The organism is Lactobacillus sp. ESL0259, from assembly GCF_003693045.1.
GTDB classification, from domain to species: domain Bacteria; phylum Bacillota; class Bacilli; order Lactobacillales; family Lactobacillaceae; genus Lactobacillus; species Lactobacillus melliventris.
In genome coordinates this window covers 247,615-264,970 of sequence record NZ_REHP01000006.1, presented here as the reverse complement: position 1 = coordinate 264,970, position 17,356 = coordinate 247,615, and the positions used below count along the sequence as shown (strand labels likewise).

Sequence of the window (17,356 nt, the reverse complement as noted above, 5' to 3'; positions counted from 1 at the left end):
AAAAAACTTTCCAGACTTTTTTGTTAGCTATAAGTTAAATAATTTTAATTCTTTGAGTTTTTGTTCATGGCTGAATGACGAATACCATAAACAAAATAGATAACAATTCCTATTAGTGACCAGATTAGCATGTATTTCTTTGCTTGCAGATCTAATCCCCAAAAAACAGCAAAAGAACCTAAAAATGCCAGAAGCGGAAGGACCGGATACCAGGGCATTTTAAATGCCGGGTCGGCGATATCTTTTCCTTCACGTGGTCTCAAACGGTAAATGCCAATTGAAACAAACATGAAAGCTATTAAAGTACCAGCAGAAACCAATTGTGTTAAAAATGAAAAAGGAATAAAGGCTGAAATAACAATCGCAATTATTGCCACAGTCCATAATGAGTTTGCAGGACGGTGATTGTTATTTAACTTGCCCAGTTTATTAGGAATCATACCATCACGGCCAAATGAATACACTAAGCGGGAACTTGCCATACATAAGCCTATCAAAGCCGTAAACATTCCTAAAATAGCAACCGATTGTACTATGGTGGCTATGTGAGTAAAACCGGCTGTTCTCAAAGCGTATCCGACTGGTTCAGCAGAATTTAAATATTGCTGGTAAGGAACCATTCCCACTAAAACCAAGCTCACAGCCACAAAAAGCACCACCGCAATTAATAAAGAGCCGATAATTCCACGCGGCATAGTCTTTTGGGGATTAACAGCTTCAGCCGAGTTTGAAGCGATTGTATCAAAGCCTAAAAAGGAGATATAAATCATTGAAACTCCGGCATAGATTCCTTGCCAACCTCCAAAAGGGCCGTGACTTGTAGCACGATAATGAGGTATGAAAGGAATAAAATTAGCTTTTTTGATAACTGTTAAGCCAACAACGACAAAAAGTAAAATAGCGAGCACTTTGACAACTACTAGAATATTTTCAACTCTAGAGGCTTTAGAAACGCCAAAACTAACTAGAAAGGCTGCTAATAAAATAGCTAATAGAGCGACTAAATCTAATAAACCGCCATTGACACCTAATGGATTAGCTAAGCTAGCAGGTAGTTTCCAGCCGAGTGGAGCAATTAGTGCACGCAAATTAGCTGACAAACCGGAGCTAATGAAGGCCATTCCTATCAAATACTCTGCTAGTAAAGCCCAGCCTGAAAACCAGCCCCAAAATTCACCGAAAATAACATTAATCCATGAGTAAACAGAGCCTGCAAAAGGCATAGCAGCAGCCATTTCTGCATAAGCAAACGCTACCAGACCAGCGACAACAGATGCTATCACACATGATATGGCGACGGCTGGACCGGTGTGTAAAGCCGCGACCTCTCCAGGCAAAGTAAAAATTGAAGTAGAAACAATTGTGCCCACACCAAGTGCCAGGAAGTCACGCACCTTGAGCGTTCTAACTAAATGACCGTCTTTTTCTTGATAAATGCCTGGATCTTCTTTGCGATTCATTAATTGCCATAAATTCACATTAAACTACCCCTTAACTTTAGTTTATAATTTGTTTGAAAATACACTGCGTTTTTAAAAGCACTTGCTAATATTTAAATGCAAACGGGTTAAACAGTTGTTACTAACTTACCTCATTTAGATATTTTGGCAGAGATTCCAAATAAAAAACGGTACGAAATTATATAATAATATGTACCGTTTTTAGAATTTTAAGGGATAATTTATTCAAAAATTGACATACGTATCCCCAAAACCAAATTAAAAATAATGATACAGATTTACATTTCAGAAAGCAAGAATTTATATTTTTCATTTACTTAAATTTTGGCTTTCAAGATCGTCAACTTCTGACATTTTTGCTATACTGGTTCAAGGTGAGAGTAATGGACGAACTTGAAAAAAATGAAATGCTAGGCGATCTATACGCATACTATGGTAGTCTTTTAACCAAGAGTCAACAAGATTATTTTGAAGATTATTATTATAATGATCTATCTTTAGGAGAAATAGCTCTTAACCATCAAGTTTCTCGTCAAGCCGTATACGACAATTTGCGTCGTTGCCGCAGCCTGCTTACAAAATACGAAGATAAATTACATATGCAAAGAGATTACAACATGATAGAAGACAAATTGCTTAAAGTTACGACTGCACTTCAGAAAGACAAGTCAGACCTAGCTTTGCAAATAACTACCAATTTATTAAACCAACTGAGGGGAGAATAATTCTATGGCATTTGAAAATTTAAGTGAGAGAATTCAAAAAGCTTTAAAAAATTTAACCGGTAAAGGGAAAATATCTGAAGAAGATATCAACAGCGCTAGTCGAGAAATCAGACTAGCCTTACTTGAAGCTGACGTCAACTTTAAGGTTGTTAAAGATTTTATCAAAAAGATTAAACAAGAAGCTTTGGGAAAAGAGGTTCAGGAAAGTCTTAATCCCGGCCAGCAGGTCATTAAAATCGTTAATGACGAATTAACCAAGATGATGGGGGAAAGTGCTGTAACTTTAAACAAGTCTAAGCACATTCCCACTATTATCATGATGGTAGGATTGCAAGGTACTGGTAAAACTACCACAGTTGGCAAGTTGGCTAGCAGATTGATGCAAAAAGAAAAAGCGCGACCTTTATTAATTGCAGGTGATATTTATCGTCCAGCCGCCATTGACCAGCTTGAGCAAATTGGGGATCAATTAAACGTTCCTGTTTATAGTGAAAGAAATGAAAAAGACGTCGCTCAAATTGTCCAAAATGGGTTAAACCAAGCTGATAAAAATAAAAATGACTATGTCATCATTGATACTGCTGGCCGTTTGGAAATTGATGAGCCGTTAATGGCAGAACTTGAACGTGTCAAAGATGTTGCCCAGCCCGACAATATCTTGCTGGTAGTGGATGCAATGACGGGTCAAGCAGCAACTGATGTGGCTAAAGGCTTTGACAGTCGCTTGGATATTACGGGCGTAATTTTAACCAAACTTGACGGTGATACGCGTGGTGGTGCTGCACTGTCAATCAGAGCGGTTACTGGTAAACCGATTATTTATACTGGACAGGGTGAAAAATTAACTGATTTAGAACCGTTTTATCCTGACCGGATGGCATCAAGAATCTTGGGCATGGGCGATATGCTGACTTTAATTGAAAAAGCCCAGCAGGATTATGATGCTAAAAAGGCTGAAGAAGTTGCTGAAAAGATGAAGGAAAATACCTTCGATTTCAACGATTTTGTCGATCAGATTGAACAAGTTGAAAAAATGGGTCCTCTTGATCAATTGATGAAGATGATTCCCGGAATGGCTAACAATCCACAGCTTAAAAATGTTAATTTTGATAAAAAACAAATTGTCTACATAAAAGCGATCATCTCATCTATGACTAAAGAAGAACGAGAAAATCCCGAATTGCTCAATCCAAGTCGCAGAAGAAGGATTGCTGCGGGTTCTGGCCGACCAGTAGTTGAAGTCAACAGGATGATTAAACAGTTTAAACAAGCCCGGGATATGATGAGTAAAATTACCAAAGGTAATTTTAAGGGAATGGATAATTTGCCCGGAATGAATTCACCAATGGGACGAATGGCTATGCGTCACATGGGGAAGAAATTTAAGAAGAATAAGAAAAAACGGATGAAGGTCAAGAGGTATCATTCATAAAAAAAGCACCTGTTAAGTAAAAACACTTTACACCTTTTAAATTACGTGCTATATTATTTAACGTAACTTTTAGGAGGAAATAATTTTATGTCAGTAAAAATTCGTATGCGCCGTATGGGTGCCAAGAGAAAACCATTTTATAGAATTGTTGTAGCTGATTCCAGAATGCCACGTGATGGTCGTTTTATTGAAGAAGTTGGCTACTATAATCCAGTTTCTGTTCCTAAGGAATTGAAATTAGACGAAGATAAAATTTTTGAATGGCTAAAGAAGGGTGCACAACCTTCAGATACTGTACGTTCACTACTTTCAGGTGCAGGATTAATGAAGAAGCTGCATGATTCAAAGTTCAATAAATAGTGAATCGTTTATTAAAAGTTTGAAGTCAACTGCTTCAAGCTTTTTTCTTTGAGTAGGAGAAACTATGCAATTTTATGATGTTGCGCGTATATTGTCTACCCATGGACTAAAAGGAGAGGTAAAAGTTGCTCTGATTACTGATTTTCCTGAAGAACGCTTTGCCTCAAACCAAGAACTAGCTTTAAAGGATAATCCGCAAACCAAATTAACTGTTAAATGCGGTAGACCTTTTAAGCAATTTTGGCTAGTGCAATTTAATGAAATAATTGATATTGATAGCGCTGAAAAATTGCTAGGAAAAACGCTAGTTGTCAGCAAGCAAAATCAACATGACCTGCCTGATGGCGCATATTATTACCGCGATATTTTGGGTTGTGCAATCATAGATAATCAGTCCGGCAATGATTTAGGTAAAATAACTGGTATTGAGACTCCCGGTGCAAACGATGTCTGGGAAGTTACCGAACAAAATGGTAATGAATATTTAATCCCCTATATTGATGAAGTAGTTAAGAAAATAGATATTGCACATAAAAAGATATTTGTAGAACTTTTGGAAGGATTACGCAATGAAGATTAATGTATTGACGCTTTTTCCTGACATGTTTACCCCGCTCACGACTTCGATGCTGGGGCGCGGACTTAATGATGGTAAATGGCAGCTCAATTTAGTCAATTTTCGTGATTTTACCACTGATATTCACCATCACGTTGATGACAGTCCTTATGGTGGTGGCGCTGGCATGGTTTTGCAAATTATGCCGATCAAAAAAGCCCTTGATTCACTTAAAAATAAGGGCAAAGTAATTATTACTGCACCACAAGGTAAAACTTTTAACCAAAAAATGGCACAAGACTGGTCTCAAGAAGAAAACTTAACATTTATTTGCGGTCATTATGAGGGATTTGATCAACGCGTTTATGATTTGGCTGATGAAATTGTTTCAATCGGTGATTATGTTTTGACAGGTGGTGAACTGCCAACAATGAGTATGATAGACGCTACAGTCAGGTTGATTCCAGGAATTTTAGGTAATGATGCTTCACCAGTGGAAGAAAGCTTTGCACATGGATTACTGGAATATCCCCAATACACTAGACCGGAGAATTTTCAAGGAATGAAAGTTCCTGCAATTTTAACATCGGGCAATCACCAAAAAATTGCGCAGTGGCGCCATAAAGAAGCATTGCGTGCAACTTATTTACGCAGACCAGATTTACTTGAGCAACATGCTTTAAGTGCAGAAGAAGCAAAAATGATGGCAGAAATAAAACAAGAAGAAGATCAAACTTGATTTTACCTGGTATTTTTGCTAGTATGATTGAGGTGTAAATTTATTTTGCACTAATAGTTAGGGGTATTCCGCTGACGTAGAGAACGCTAATGAATGCCGCAGAAGGAGAAAATAAAAATGGATCCATTAATTCAAGAATTAACTAAAGAACAATTACGTGATGATATACCTGACTTCCGTGCAGGGGACACTGTTCGTGTTCATGTGCGTGTTGTCGAAGGTTCACATGAACGTATTCAGATGTTTGAAGGTGTAGTTATTAAGCGCAAGGGCACTGGCATTGGTGCCAGCTACACAGTGCGTAAAATGGCATCTGGTGTCGGCGTAGAACGTACTTTTCCTGTAAACGATCCCCGTGTTGCTAAAGTTGAAGTATTGCGTCATGGTCGTGTACGTCGTGCTAAACTTTACTACTTACGTGATCGTCATGGCAAGTCTGCTAGAATTGCAGAAAAGCGTCGTTAATTCACGCTTAAGTGAAAGAGAATCATTTCCAAAAGGGATGATTCTCTTTTTTGTTTATGTTAAAATCTTTAGCAATATATTTTTATTGAGGAGGAGAATTATGAAAGAACCATTTTTGTTAACTTTTGATACTGATCCGAGGGCTGTTTTAGAGCCCGATCACGAACAAGAAATTAATAACTTTCATTTTCAGCCCAAGCTGCTGTTTGCATTCTTAACTCCTGCTGTAATCAGTGATTTTTTGGCTCGTTATCCTCATAAAAAGCTTGGATTCTTTGACTGCTTCGAAGGAGAAACTCCAATTTATGAGGTTGATTTAGACGGACAAAAAATTACTTTTTGTCAGGCAAAGATAGGTGCTCCAGCTGCTGTAGAGCTTTTAGATTGGTTAATAAGCTATGGTGTTAAACAAATTTTAGCAATCGGATCAGCAGGCTGCTTAGTTGATTTACCAGAGAACTATTTTCTAGTGCCTACAAAAGCTATTAGAGATGAGGGCACTTCTTTCCACTATATGAAACCAGGAACATATATTGACTTAAAGTCAGAGTTTTTAACTAAGACCAAAAAATTGCTGAAAGAAGAAGGTCTTAAGGTTGAAGAAGTAACTACCTGGACAACTGATGGCTTCTTTAGGGAAACTGTCATGAAAGTAAAGCAGGCTAAAGAGTTGGGAGCCTCTTGTGTAGAGATGGAATGTGCAGCAATGGCTGCTTGTGCACAATTTAGAGGGGTCGACTTTGCACAAATATTATTTACGGCAGATTCTCTTAAAGACCTAGAAAAACATGATGACAGACGCTGGGGCAGAGATGCTCATGAGACAGCCATTAATTTGGCAGCAAATATTATTAAGGAAATTTAACCAAGTTTGTGAAAAAAACTGCTGTGGAACCAAAGTGAAACAGCCACACAATTCACAAGCAAATAACAAAAAAGTTTTAGAAACAACATTTTGAAGTATATTTTCAATATAAAGTTTGTGAATAGATTTAAAGCATTAGTTGTGGAAAGTCAATTTCTTGCCATCATGACAGTATTTTGAGAAGTTACACTTGACTATTAACAGGAATTTTGCTAGATAAATATCTAAAAATACTTAAAGTTCAAGCAAATCAAAATAATAGTCAAAATAAGTCTGATAAACCAGTGAGACCAAGTGATTTGTCCGTAAAGAAAAATTCCATTTGCTAGAGCGGTAAGTAAAACTGCTACTAAAAATATAGTAGTTAAAAGTGGTTTTTTTAGAAAACTTCCGGCAATAATGCCTAATGCGGACAAAACGTTGATCATGATTAGCCAAATTGGCAAACTAGTAAAAGATAGAAAGCTGGCGCTGATCATGATAACACCATATATAATATTAAATAAGATTGTAAGATATGACATTTTAATACCTCCACAAAAATTTAACCATCTGGGGTCGACCCAACGTCAAGGAAATAATTATGTATTTGAAAGAATTTATTCAAAAGGAAAATACTACACCTGATACCGTTAGACATTATATCTATTTAAAATTATTAAATCCTGGTCGTAAGGGAAAAAACTATTGGTTTACTGAAAACGAAACTGATACTTTTGAAGCAATTAAAGAGTTCCAAGGCTTAGGCTTTTCACTTCAAGAAATAAAGGATATAAAAAAACTACACGATGAGTCGTGTAGTACTGAAAAGCAGCGTAAACAAAACTTAAAGTTAATTAAGGATAAAATCGCTGTTATAAATGCAAAAATAAACAAATTAAAAATGCAGAAAAAAGTGCTGGAAGAAGTAGGAGAAATTTTGCAAATAAAAAGCATTATTGAAACTCGTAAAAAATAATTTTTATTTATTCCAATAATGCTATAAAGTTCTTTTGTTAAATAATAGTATTACGGTATAGACCAACTACCTTACCTAAAATGTGAACACTTGACAATATAATCGGTGCCATCGTATCATTTTCAGGCTGCAATCGATAGTGACCTTTTTCCTTGTAAAACCGTTTTACAGTTGCTTCATTTTCATCGGTCATAGCCACTACAATTTCTCCGTTGATTGCTGAAGACTGCTTACGGACAATGACATTGTCTCCGTTTAAGATACCAGCGTTTATCATACTTTCACCATGAACTCTCAACATGAAAAGATCTCCTGCATCGTTTGCCAGATCTGGAGGTAAGGGAAAGTAATCTTCTATATCTTCAACAGCCAAAATCGGTTGACCAGCTGTAACATCACCAACTACGGGAATTTCTTTCGGCTGGACGCCAATTGCTTTTTTACCTTCATCTGTTATTTCCAGAGCTCTTGGTTTGGTGGCATCCTTGATCAGTAGACCTTTATTTTCTAGCCTAGATAAATGGCCGTGTACAGTTGAAGTTGAAGATAAATCTACAGCATGACAAATTTCGCGTACAGTAGGAGGGAATCCTCTGTCCTCAACTGTTTCATATATATAGCGTAGAATTTGCAACTGCTTAGTATTTTGTTTAGTTGTCATAATTATCTCCAGTATTATAAACGTTTTCTTATATGTTTAATTTTAGCAAAATATTTCGTATAATGCAAACAAACGTTCTAAAAAATTAATACTTTTTTTCGTTGCCAAAATAAGGTAGAATTTTTTAATTGAGAGGTGCAAAGATGAGTGAAGATCCCGAAAAAAAATTAATCAGTCGTATTAATGAGCTTTATCACAAAAAGAAATCCGTAGGCTTAACTGAAGCTGAAGAGAAAGAACGTAAGGAATTACACCAGGAATTTATCAAAAATTTTAGAGCTGGCTTCAAGCAAGATGTTGAAAATTTAGTCATAATTGACAAGAATGGTAAGGAAATTACGTCTGAGAAAGCAAAGCGAGCTCAAAGAAAAAAAGGTTTAAGAAAAGATTAACTTTGATCTTTAATTTTCCTTATTTTTTAGGTAAGATATAACTATTGGACAAATTGAGGTGATTTTTTTATGAATTTAGGATTAGCGATTTTTCTGATTGTGATTGCACTATTATTGGGCCTTGTAGGGGGCTTCTATGGTGCTAGATCATATATGAAAAAATATTTTAAAGATAATCCGCCAATCAGTGAAGATATGATTGTTGCTATGATGTCTCAAATGGGCCAAAAGCCTTCGGCTAAGAAGGTCAACCAAGTGATGAACATGATGAAGCATCAAAAATAACAATTTTACTAGATTGAATTAGTGCGGCGGAGAATAATTTCTCCGCTTTTTTACTGAATTTTAAGGTGAATAATGGGAATATTTTTTAAATTAGGATGGTTCTTTAAAAAAGAAAAAAAGCGTTACCTCATCGGTATTACATTTTTAGCACTTACATCTGTTGTTAACTTAGTACCACCGAGAATTTTAGGCTTAATGGCAGATCAATTGGATAAAGGTCACATTAGCTGGCAAGAATATAGTCTGTTAATTTTAGCTATTATTTTCTCCGCCCTTTTGCTTTATGGCTTTCGCTATTTTTGGCGTAGACAAATATGGGGTGGAGCTGCTGAACTTGAATTGCAATTGAGATCGAAATTATTTGATCACTTTATGGCGATGGATCGTACTTTTTATCAACGTCACAGAACCGGGGACTTAATGGCTCATGCCACAAATGATGTTTCAGCTGTCCAGGAAGTTGCGGGTGAAGGTGTTTTAACTTTGGTGGATTCTCTTATCATGAGTGTATCGACTATGGTTGCAATGATTGCATTTGTTGATTGGCGCCTGACGATTGTTGCTCTTTTGCCATTACCATTTCTAGCTTGGGGAGCTTGGAAATTAGGTGACAGGCTTCACGATGCATTTGACAAATCCCAAGCAGCTTTTTCAAGGCTGAATAATAAAACGCAGGAATCAGTTTCAGGTATTAAAGTTTTAAAAACATTTGGTCAGGGTCAAGAAGATACTGCCGCTTTTGACCAGATGGTTGAAGACACCATTAAAATTAATAAACAAGTTTTTAAATGGGATTCACTGTTTGATCCTTTAGGAACATTGCTTATTGGTTTAACCTATACTATTACCATTATTTATGGTGGTCTTTTGGTTTTCAATAAAGCTCTTACCATTGGTCAACTGGTTTCTTTTATTGCATATATTGGCAATATGGTTTGGCCAATGTTTGCGATTGGTTATCTTTTTAACATCTTAGAGCGTGGTAGTGCCAGTTACGACCGTATAGAAAAGTTGCTGGAAGAAAAATCAGAAATTACTGATAAATTTGCAGATCAAAAGATTTCGGCTAAGGACATAGCAGGGGATCTTGATTATCACGTTAAATTTTTCGCATATCCGGATGAACCAAATGTTCAAGTGCTGAATAATATTAATTTTACTCTAAAAACGGGACAAACTTTGGGACTTGTTGGTAAAGTTGGAGCCGGTAAAACAACTATAATTCAGCTTTTGCTGAGAGAATTTGATAAGTATGATGGCCAGATAACTCTAAATGGGTATGATATTAGAGAAATTCCACTTAATGTTTTATTGCGGCAAATTTCTTATGTACCTCAGGATAATTATTTATTTTCTACTAGTATTCAAAAGAACATTGCATTTTCAAATGCAGACAGTGATAAGAATGCAATTATCACTGCCGCAAAAAAGAGTGATTTACACAATGACATTTTAGAAATGCCTGGTGGATACAACACCCTGGTTGGTGAAAATGGTGTTTCACTTTCTGGTGGGCAAAAGCAAAGGATGTCGATTGCGAGAGCTTTACTTAAGCACAGTCAAATATTAGTTTTAGATGATGCTCTCTCTGCTGTTGATGCCAGAACAGAAATGGCCATTTTGCATTCTTTAAAGAAAGAAAGAAAAGGCAAGACAACTTTAATTGCGACACACAGACTTACTTCTGTCATGAACGCCGATTTAATTTTAGTATTAAAAGACGGTCGTATTGTTGAAAGAGGTACTCACGATCAGTTACTCGAACTAAATGGCTGGTACGCCGATATGTGGCAAAGACAGGAATTAGAAGATAAGGTGGGTGAATAAGATGGATGATGAAAACTCATTTCAATCAGTTTGGTCTCAAGAAATACCGGTAAAAGAACAGCTCAGTATTTTTAAACGCCTTTTGCGTTTCGTAATGCATTTTAAGAACGAAATGATTATTGCTGGAGTTGGAGCGCTTTTAGTAAGTATTATTAATGTTCTGCTGCCTTATGGTTTACAGTATTTTTTAGATAACTTTTTGGTAAAAGCAGATGTAACCACTCAAATAATCTTATTTGCTGGTTTTCTCTATGCTTTTGGTTCAGTTGTCAAAGGAATTTTGCAATTCACTTATGAGTACTTCTTTGCTTTAGGTTCTGAAAAATCGCTTGAAGGCTTGCGTGCGGAATTATATCAAAAATTACATACTCTGGGAATGCGCTACTTTGATCAAACTCCGGCTGGATCGATAGTTTCAAGAGTAACTAATGATACTATGACATTGAGTAACTTTCTTACCGTTTTATCCAGTGTTGTAATGTCGTTTTTCTCAATTATTTCAGCCATGGTGGCAATGTTTTCTACAAATGTGATGGCTGGATTGATTGTGTTGGCTTTTCTGCCCATACTCTTGGTAATAATATGGCAATATTCTAAAAGAAGTTCCAAACTTTACCGCAGTTACCGTGAGCGATTGAGTCGCATTAATACTAACCTGAATGAGTCAATCGAAGGAGTTTCGTTAATCCAGCAATTTAAGCAGGAAAAGCGCATGACTAATCATTTTGAGGATGAAAATACAGCCTTAATGAAAACCAGATTCAATATGATTAATCTTAATTCACTTTTACTTTCCCCTTTGACTAGTCTACTGTATTCGCTCGCCCTGGCTTTAACTTTAATGTATTTTGGTTTTCCATTAAGGGAAACTTTTGTACCAGCTGGTGTTGTTTATGCATTTTCACAGTACATCTCACAGTTTTTTAATCCAATCGCTAATATGATGGATCAAATGACTTTCTTTCAGGACGGTATTGTTGCGGGTAAGAGAATTTTTCGGATTTTAGATAATACTGACTATGAACCTAAACAAAATGCTGAAGCAGGCCTGACAATAAATCGAGGAAAAATTGAATTTAAGCATGTCAGTTTTTCTTACGATGGTAAAAACGAAATTTTACATGATATTTCTTTTACGGTTAATCCCGGTGAGACTCTCGGTATTGTAGGTCATACTGGCTCAGGTAAAAGTTCAATTATAAACGTGATGATGCGTTTTTATGAATTCTATCAGGGTGAAGTCTTAATTGACGGAGTTGATATCAAAAAGTATCCAAAAGCTGAGTTACGTAAAAAACTAGGCCTGGTCCTGCAAGAACCGTTCATGTTTTATGGGGATATAAACTCAAATATCCGTCTTTATAATAAAGATATTACGGATGAACAAATAAAAAAGGCTGCTGAAACTGTTCAGGCGGACGGCTTTATTGAAAATCTTCCTGGTAAATACCATGCAAAAGTGGGTGAAGGAGGAAGTGAATTTAGCCAAGGACAAAGACAACTTATTTCATTTGCTCGTACATTAGTTACTGACCCCAAAATTTTAGTTTTAGATGAAGCTACGGCAAACGTTGATACTGAAACTGAAACGCTTATTCAACAGGGGTTGAAACGGCTTCGTAAGGGTCGTACTACTCTTGCTATTGCTCACAGACTTTCAACTATTGTGGATGCAGATCAAATTATTGTATTAAATGATGGTAAAATCGTTGAAAGGGGCAATCACGAAGAGCTTCTTTCACAAAAAGGTTATTATTATAACTTGTATACTTTACAGAACAGTCAAAAGTAAAAACGGTACTCGATTAAAAGCTTTGATAAAACCTCCAAATTATCTCAATTTGGAGGTTTTATTGTGTCTATTTTTAATAAAAGAAACCAAATTAAAAGCTTTTATTTTTATTTTCTAGGATTAAAGAAGTCTAATTGAAACTTTTAATGGACTTTTAACTTGGAAAATATTTATATACGTTATAAATATATACACTATTGACAGCGTTTGCAGTATAGAGTAAATTAATTTATAAGCATAGGATACTATGCTTTTTAGTAAGAAGGGAATTATAATGGAATATCATAAAATCAATGAAACTGATTTGGAAAATTTAAGAAAATTTATCTCAGATCCAGAAAGATTTATTACTAATCCCACAAAGCACTGGGATCATGACCAATTTCGGACTGTGAGGGCAATGCCAGATTTGGTAATTCAACCGACAACTAATGAAGAAGTCATGAACGTTGTTAAATATGCAAGTGACCACTCAATACCTTTAGTTCCAAGAGGTAATTCCACCGGTTTAATGGGAGCTAACTTGACAGTTGATGGCGGAATTTCACTTGATATGATCAAGATGAATAAGATTTTAGAATACGATCCTGAAAACTTGACAATGACAGTTCAAGCAGGAATCAGGTTGAAGGACCTAGACGAGTTTTGTGCTGATAAGCCATTTGTTTATATGCCAGCACCTGCTATGCATTGGGCTACAATAGGAGGAAATGTTTCAACAAACGCCGGTGGTCTTAAGGCTATAAAGTACGGTGTAACGAGAGAGCATATTCGTGAGATCAAGGCTGTTTTGACAAATGGCAAGTTATATAAATTTGGCTCCAAAGCAGTTAAATCATCGTCAGGTTATTCGTTAAAAGATTTGTTTATCGGTGCTGAAGGTACTCTTGGGGTTATAACGGAAGTTACAATCCGGTTATATCCAAAACCTCACAAGTCAATAAATGCTATTATTCCATTTCCAACTCTAAATGATGCAATTAAATCCGTTCCGGCTATCCTAAGATCAGGTGTTGTGCCAACAACTGTTGAATTTATGGGACGTAAAGTGATTAAATTATGGGAATCATATGCTAAAGATGAATTTCCACTTAAAAAAGGTGATGGCTTCATTATGATTGGTATTGATGCCTTTACTGAAGATGAGTGGAAGGCTGAGCTGAAGGAAACTTTGGAAGTAGTAAAGCCGTTTAAAGCTGAAAAAGCTGTTGTCCTGGGTGCTGATTCCGAAGAAGCCAAGAAAATTTGGAAATGTCGTGAAGAATTGCTTTTAGCAATTCAAAATTCCACTCCAAAAATGGACGAAATTGATGTTTGTGTACCAATAAATCACATTCCTGTAGTTTTGGATCGTATTGAAGAACTTGAACAGGAACTAAATATTCGCATTCCAAACTTTGGTCACGCAGGCGATGGTAACCTGCATATCTACCTTTGCTCTGACAATATGACAGATGAAGAATATGCCAAGACCAGCGATAAGGTTATTTCTGAACTATATAAGACTGCTAAATCTCTTGATGGTAATATGTCAGGTGAACATGGTATTGGTTATGCCAGAGCAAATTACTTTGAAGACTTTTATGGCAAAGAATATACTGATTTATTGCGTGAAGTTAAAAAGCTGTTTGACCCTAATTATATTATCAACCCAGGAAAAATTTTTGAGCCTTAAAATATTTTCTTGTTTTAACATTAAAAAAGCTGATAAATTTTGTTTTATCAGCTTTTTTGTATGTGATATTTTTTTACTTGTTTAACATATATTTCCTAGTCATAGGTAAATTTTTACCGGATGGTCCTTTGGTAATGAGATATTGCACAACATCAATATTTCCCGATTCAAAGGAAGCAGCACAAGCCTGTAAGTATAGATCCCACATTCGGGTAAAACGTTCGCCCATATTCTTTTGAATTTGATCTCGTTTACTGTTGAAGTTATGATCCCAAATTTCCAAAGTTTTTTGATAATGTCTTCTTAGCATTTCGATGTCTGCAATTTGCATATTATTTGCAATAATATGGTCGATATTTTCGGCTAAACCAGGTATATAACCACCTGGGAAAATGTACTTATTAAGCCAAGCATTTTTAGCACCACCTTGCTGGCGAGTAATGCCGTGAATTAAAGCGACTCCGTCTTTTTTTAAGTATTTCGCAACATCTCCGAAATATTGGCCTAAGTTTTCTTTACCAACATGTTCAAACATGCCGACAGAAGTTACATAGTCCCACTGTTGATTGCCTAATTCCCGATAGTCCTCTAATTTAACTTCAGCAACATCTTGTAAGTTTTGATCATAGATTTTCTTTTGCACTAACTTATATTGTTCTTCACTCAGGGTTACACCGGTCACCTTTAGGCCGTATTCTTTTGCAGCTAGCAGCATGAGCGTTCCCCAACCACAACCAATATCAAGTAAAGTTTTGCCTTTTTCTGGATTTAATTTATTTAAAATATGATGTATTTTTGCCAACTGCGCAGTTTCAAGGTCATCATTTTCATTTTCGAAATAAGCACAGGAATAAGTTAAAGTAGGATCGAGCCATAATTTGTAAAAGTCATTACCGATATCATAATGACGTTGAACATCTTTTTCGCTTTGTTCTTCTGTATGCTTTTCTTTTGGTAAAAATTTCCGGAATTTACTGGAGCGCAAAAAGCTTCCAGCACTTTCATAAGCTCCGCAAATTAATTTTTGCAAACTACCTTTAATCTCAATTTTTTTATCCATGTATGCTTCTCCCAGAGCTAAAGAAGCATTTTTAGAAATAGCGCTGGTTGGGATTTTCTCGTTAAAAATAATCTCAATACTCGGAGTACCGTTTCCATATATTTCGCTTTTACCGTCCCAATAGGTCACTTTAACCGGAAACGGGAAAGACTTACTTAACATTGTTCTATAAAAAGTTTTTTCTAACAATTTTCAAAATCCTCCGTCTGACATTTTTACACTAATATTCTAACACTGGAATAAAATAATTTTTATGTAAAACTATCTCTTTTTATTGAGGATCGTAATGAAAACTTGGGTTCTGCTCATAATCAATTTTATCCCAGGATTTTTTCAATTTGTTATCGATCTGTGCTTCATTTTCATGCGTAAGCTTAGTTTTACGATCAACCATGAATGGTTCGCCAAAACAAACTTCCAAAGGTTGCCGCTTTAACAATCCGGTAAATGTGAGGGGCCCTTGATAAACGACGGGGACTATAGGCTTATTTGACAGCTTGGCAATGGCAATAGTACCACCCTTCATTTCAGCTGAATGTCTGGTGCCAGATGGAAATATGATTAAAGAAAAGTTGCCGTTTTTCAAACCCTTAATTGGTGTTTTTAAAGCTGAAGGTCCAGGATGCTTCCGATCGACGGGAAAGGCATGAGCGTGTTTTAAGATAAAGCGCAATATGGGATTTTTGAATAATTCTATCTTAGCCATAAACATAAATTCTTTGGGGCTAGCGGCAAGTGCAAACAATATTGGCTCCCACCATGTTCTGTGCGGTGCTGCTAAAATGTAGTTGCCTTCTGGAATTCTTTCTTTATGATTAACGTGTAGATGTCCGTTTAATAGCCAAACTATAAAGCGAGCTACGGGACGAATAAAATGATAAAACATAATTTCCTCCAATTGATGTAGAATATTATAACAAAGCTGAGGAAGAGGACAAATTTTTATGGCAAAATTATTGAAAAATGAACGCATTGATTATATGTATAGTGATGATTTACGAATTATTCAAAATAAGACCTCTTTTAGTTTTTCTTTAGATACTCTCTTATTAGCGGCGGCCGCAAAAAATGTTATTAAAGACAATTCTAAAGTAGCTGATTTATGTGCCGGTAATTGTGCAGCTACAATGTACATGGCCTATTTTAATCGTGCCAAATATGATGCAATTGAAATTCAAAAAGAAGTGGTATCACAGGCTAAACGATCTATTGCACTAAACCAGATGGAAAACAGGATTCAAGTTTTTCAAAAAAATGTTAAGGATGCCCCGAAATTCTTAAGAAAGGATTCTTATGATGTTATTGTCGTAAATCCACCGTATTTTAAAGTGGCGCCAAACCATAAAGTTAATCCTGATCCAGCAAAAGCCATTGCCAGGCACGAAATATTAATTAATCTTGAAGAAATAATTGCCGTGGCGAGCGGTTTGCTTAAGATGAAGGGGAAAATGTTTATGGTTCACAGACCTGAGCGGTTAAATGAAATTGCTTATTTTTGTCTTCAGCATGATTTGAGTATTAAAGTGATCCAACCATACGTTTCACACCGCGGAGAAGACTGCAATTTGATAATTATTGAAGCAGTTAAGCATACAGGGAGCGCCGGTTTAGTGTTAAGGGATACAATTGAGGTACACGATCAACAAGGCAATTATCTTCCTGCTATTCAGTGTATCATTCGTGAGACTGAACAAGATAAGGCCAAAAGAAAAAACATAAAAAAATACTTTTTTTATGTTTTATTGTGTAGCGATGGCAGCTTTTATGGGGGTTTTACAGATGATTTACAAAAAAGATTAGAGGCACATAACAACGGTAAGGGTGCTAAATATACTAAATCACGCAGGCCAGTAAAATTAATTTATCATGAAGAATTTCCAGATAAAAATTTGGCACTTAAAAGAGAATATTGGTTTAAGCACCATAACAGAATATGGAAAGAAAAGTTTTTAAAAGAGCATAAAGTTGACTTTTAGTCTTGCATCTTCAGCAATAATCTAGTATTATTTTAACGTATGCGTTTTAGCATATATGTAAAAAACATCAAGAGCGATCAGTATTTTGGTGCCACACAATGGTGAAATACTGAAATGACCGCTTGAGA

The 17,356-nt window shown here is 36.0% G+C and carries 19 protein-coding genes; 14 read left to right on the top strand and 5 right to left on the bottom strand.

The window, feature by feature from the left end; all coding sequences use genetic code 11:
- Positions 1 to 44: 44 nt before the first annotated feature.
- Entirely contained in the window at positions 45 to 1,478 is a 1,434-nt protein-coding gene (locus F5ESL0259_RS05120) for an APC family permease (RefSeq protein WP_199726692.1), read from the bottom strand.
- 365 nt (positions 1,479 to 1,843) lie between these two features.
- Here F5ESL0259_RS05120 and ylxM point away from each other — a divergent pair, with 365 nt between their 5' ends.
- From ylxM to F5ESL0259_RS05085, 7 genes are all read left to right on the top strand, one after another.
- Entirely contained in the window at positions 1,844 to 2,185 is a 342-nt protein-coding gene (ylxM, locus tag F5ESL0259_RS05115; RefSeq protein WP_122037703.1) for a YlxM family DNA-binding protein, read from the top strand.
- A 4-nt stretch (positions 2,186 to 2,189) separates the two neighbouring features.
- A complete protein-coding gene (gene ffh / locus F5ESL0259_RS05110; RefSeq protein WP_122037702.1) occupies positions 2,190 to 3,617 on the top strand; it encodes a signal recognition particle protein in 1,428 nt (475 codons plus the stop codon).
- 87 nt (positions 3,618 to 3,704) lie between these two features.
- Positions 3,705 to 3,977 carry a 30S ribosomal protein S16 gene (rpsP, locus tag F5ESL0259_RS05105; protein ID WP_038523039.1) on the top strand — a complete coding sequence of 91 codons (273 nt, stop codon included), beginning with the start codon at positions 3,705 to 3,707 and terminating at the stop codon, positions 3,975 to 3,977.
- 64 nt (positions 3,978 to 4,041) lie between these two features.
- Positions 4,042 to 4,557 carry a ribosome maturation factor RimM gene (gene rimM / locus F5ESL0259_RS05100; protein ID WP_122037701.1) on the top strand — a complete coding sequence of 172 codons (516 nt, stop codon included), beginning with the start codon at positions 4,042 to 4,044 and terminating at the stop codon, positions 4,555 to 4,557.
- On the top strand, positions 4,547 to 5,272 hold the full coding sequence (gene trmD / locus F5ESL0259_RS05095; protein WP_122037700.1) for a tRNA (guanosine(37)-N1)-methyltransferase TrmD: 726 nt from the start codon (positions 4,547 to 4,549) through the stop codon (positions 5,270 to 5,272). Before rimM ends, trmD begins: the two co-directional genes overlap by 11 nt.
- A 117-nt stretch (positions 5,273 to 5,389) precedes the next feature.
- Positions 5,390 to 5,737 (top strand): 50S ribosomal protein L19, encoded by a 348-nt coding sequence (rplS, locus tag F5ESL0259_RS05090; protein WP_034981588.1) that lies wholly within the window; start codon positions 5,390 to 5,392, stop codon positions 5,735 to 5,737.
- Positions 5,738 to 5,834: 97 nt separating this feature from the next.
- Positions 5,835 to 6,602 carry a nucleoside phosphorylase gene (locus tag F5ESL0259_RS05085; protein WP_122037724.1) on the top strand — a complete coding sequence of 256 codons (768 nt, stop codon included), beginning with the start codon at positions 5,835 to 5,837 and terminating at the stop codon, positions 6,600 to 6,602.
- A 224-nt stretch (positions 6,603 to 6,826) separates the two neighbouring features.
- Here the strand turns inward: F5ESL0259_RS05085 and F5ESL0259_RS05080 are convergent, their stop codons facing one another.
- Positions 6,827 to 7,126, bottom strand: a complete 300-nt coding sequence (locus tag F5ESL0259_RS05080) for a hypothetical protein (RefSeq protein ID WP_122037699.1) — start codon at positions 7,124 to 7,126, stop codon at positions 6,827 to 6,829.
- Between the two features lie 59 nt (positions 7,127 to 7,185).
- On the opposite strand from F5ESL0259_RS05080, the gene F5ESL0259_RS05075 reads away from it, so the two are divergent.
- Complete coding sequence (locus F5ESL0259_RS05075; protein WP_046325033.1) at positions 7,186 to 7,560, top strand: MerR family transcriptional regulator; 375 nt, start codon at positions 7,186 to 7,188, stop codon at positions 7,558 to 7,560.
- 37 nt (positions 7,561 to 7,597) lie between these two features.
- On the opposite strand, the gene lexA is transcribed toward F5ESL0259_RS05075, so the two are convergent.
- A complete protein-coding gene (gene lexA / locus F5ESL0259_RS05070) occupies positions 7,598 to 8,221 on the bottom strand; it encodes a transcriptional repressor LexA (RefSeq protein WP_046325032.1) in 624 nt (207 codons plus the stop codon).
- Between the two features lie 143 nt (positions 8,222 to 8,364).
- Between lexA and F5ESL0259_RS05065 the strand changes: the two genes are divergently transcribed.
- From F5ESL0259_RS05065 to F5ESL0259_RS05045, 5 genes are all read left to right on the top strand, one after another.
- Positions 8,365 to 8,613 (top strand): DUF896 domain-containing protein, encoded by a 249-nt coding sequence (locus F5ESL0259_RS05065; protein ID WP_122037698.1) that lies wholly within the window; start codon positions 8,365 to 8,367, stop codon positions 8,611 to 8,613.
- Between the two features lie 69 nt (positions 8,614 to 8,682).
- Complete coding sequence (locus tag F5ESL0259_RS05060) at positions 8,683 to 8,898, top strand: YneF family protein (protein ID WP_046325029.1); 216 nt, start codon at positions 8,683 to 8,685, stop codon at positions 8,896 to 8,898.
- 72 nt (positions 8,899 to 8,970) lie between these two features.
- The gene (locus F5ESL0259_RS05055; protein WP_122037697.1) at positions 8,971 to 10,725 is read left to right on the top strand and encodes an ABC transporter ATP-binding protein; all 1,755 of its coding nucleotides are present in this window, start codon (positions 8,971 to 8,973) and stop codon (positions 10,723 to 10,725) included.
- A gap of 1 nt (position 10,726) precedes the next feature.
- Positions 10,727 to 12,517: an ABC transporter ATP-binding protein gene (locus F5ESL0259_RS05050; RefSeq protein ID WP_122037696.1), complete on the top strand. Its 1,791-nt coding sequence runs from the start codon at positions 10,727 to 10,729 to the stop codon at positions 12,515 to 12,517.
- A gap of 274 nt (positions 12,518 to 12,791) precedes the next feature.
- A complete protein-coding gene (locus F5ESL0259_RS05045; RefSeq protein ID WP_046325024.1) occupies positions 12,792 to 14,192 on the top strand; it encodes an FAD-binding oxidoreductase in 1,401 nt (466 codons plus the stop codon).
- Between the two features lie 73 nt (positions 14,193 to 14,265).
- Here F5ESL0259_RS05045 and F5ESL0259_RS05040 read toward each other — a convergent pair whose 3' ends face one another.
- Together F5ESL0259_RS05040 and F5ESL0259_RS05035 are read right to left on the bottom strand one after the other, a co-directional pair.
- On the bottom strand, positions 14,266 to 15,441 hold the full coding sequence (locus tag F5ESL0259_RS05040) for a cyclopropane-fatty-acyl-phospholipid synthase family protein (protein WP_122037695.1): 1,176 nt from the start codon (positions 15,439 to 15,441) through the stop codon (positions 14,266 to 14,268).
- 82 nt (positions 15,442 to 15,523) lie between these two features.
- The gene (locus tag F5ESL0259_RS05035) at positions 15,524 to 16,138 is read right to left on the bottom strand and encodes a 1-acyl-sn-glycerol-3-phosphate acyltransferase (protein WP_122037694.1); all 615 of its coding nucleotides are present in this window, start codon (positions 16,136 to 16,138) and stop codon (positions 15,524 to 15,526) included.
- Positions 16,139 to 16,196: 58 nt separating this feature from the next.
- Between F5ESL0259_RS05035 and F5ESL0259_RS05030 the strand changes: the two genes are divergently transcribed.
- On the top strand, positions 16,197 to 17,228 hold the full coding sequence (locus F5ESL0259_RS05030) for a GIY-YIG nuclease family protein (protein WP_122037693.1): 1,032 nt from the start codon (positions 16,197 to 16,199) through the stop codon (positions 17,226 to 17,228).
- Positions 17,229 to 17,356: the final 128 nt, after the last annotated feature.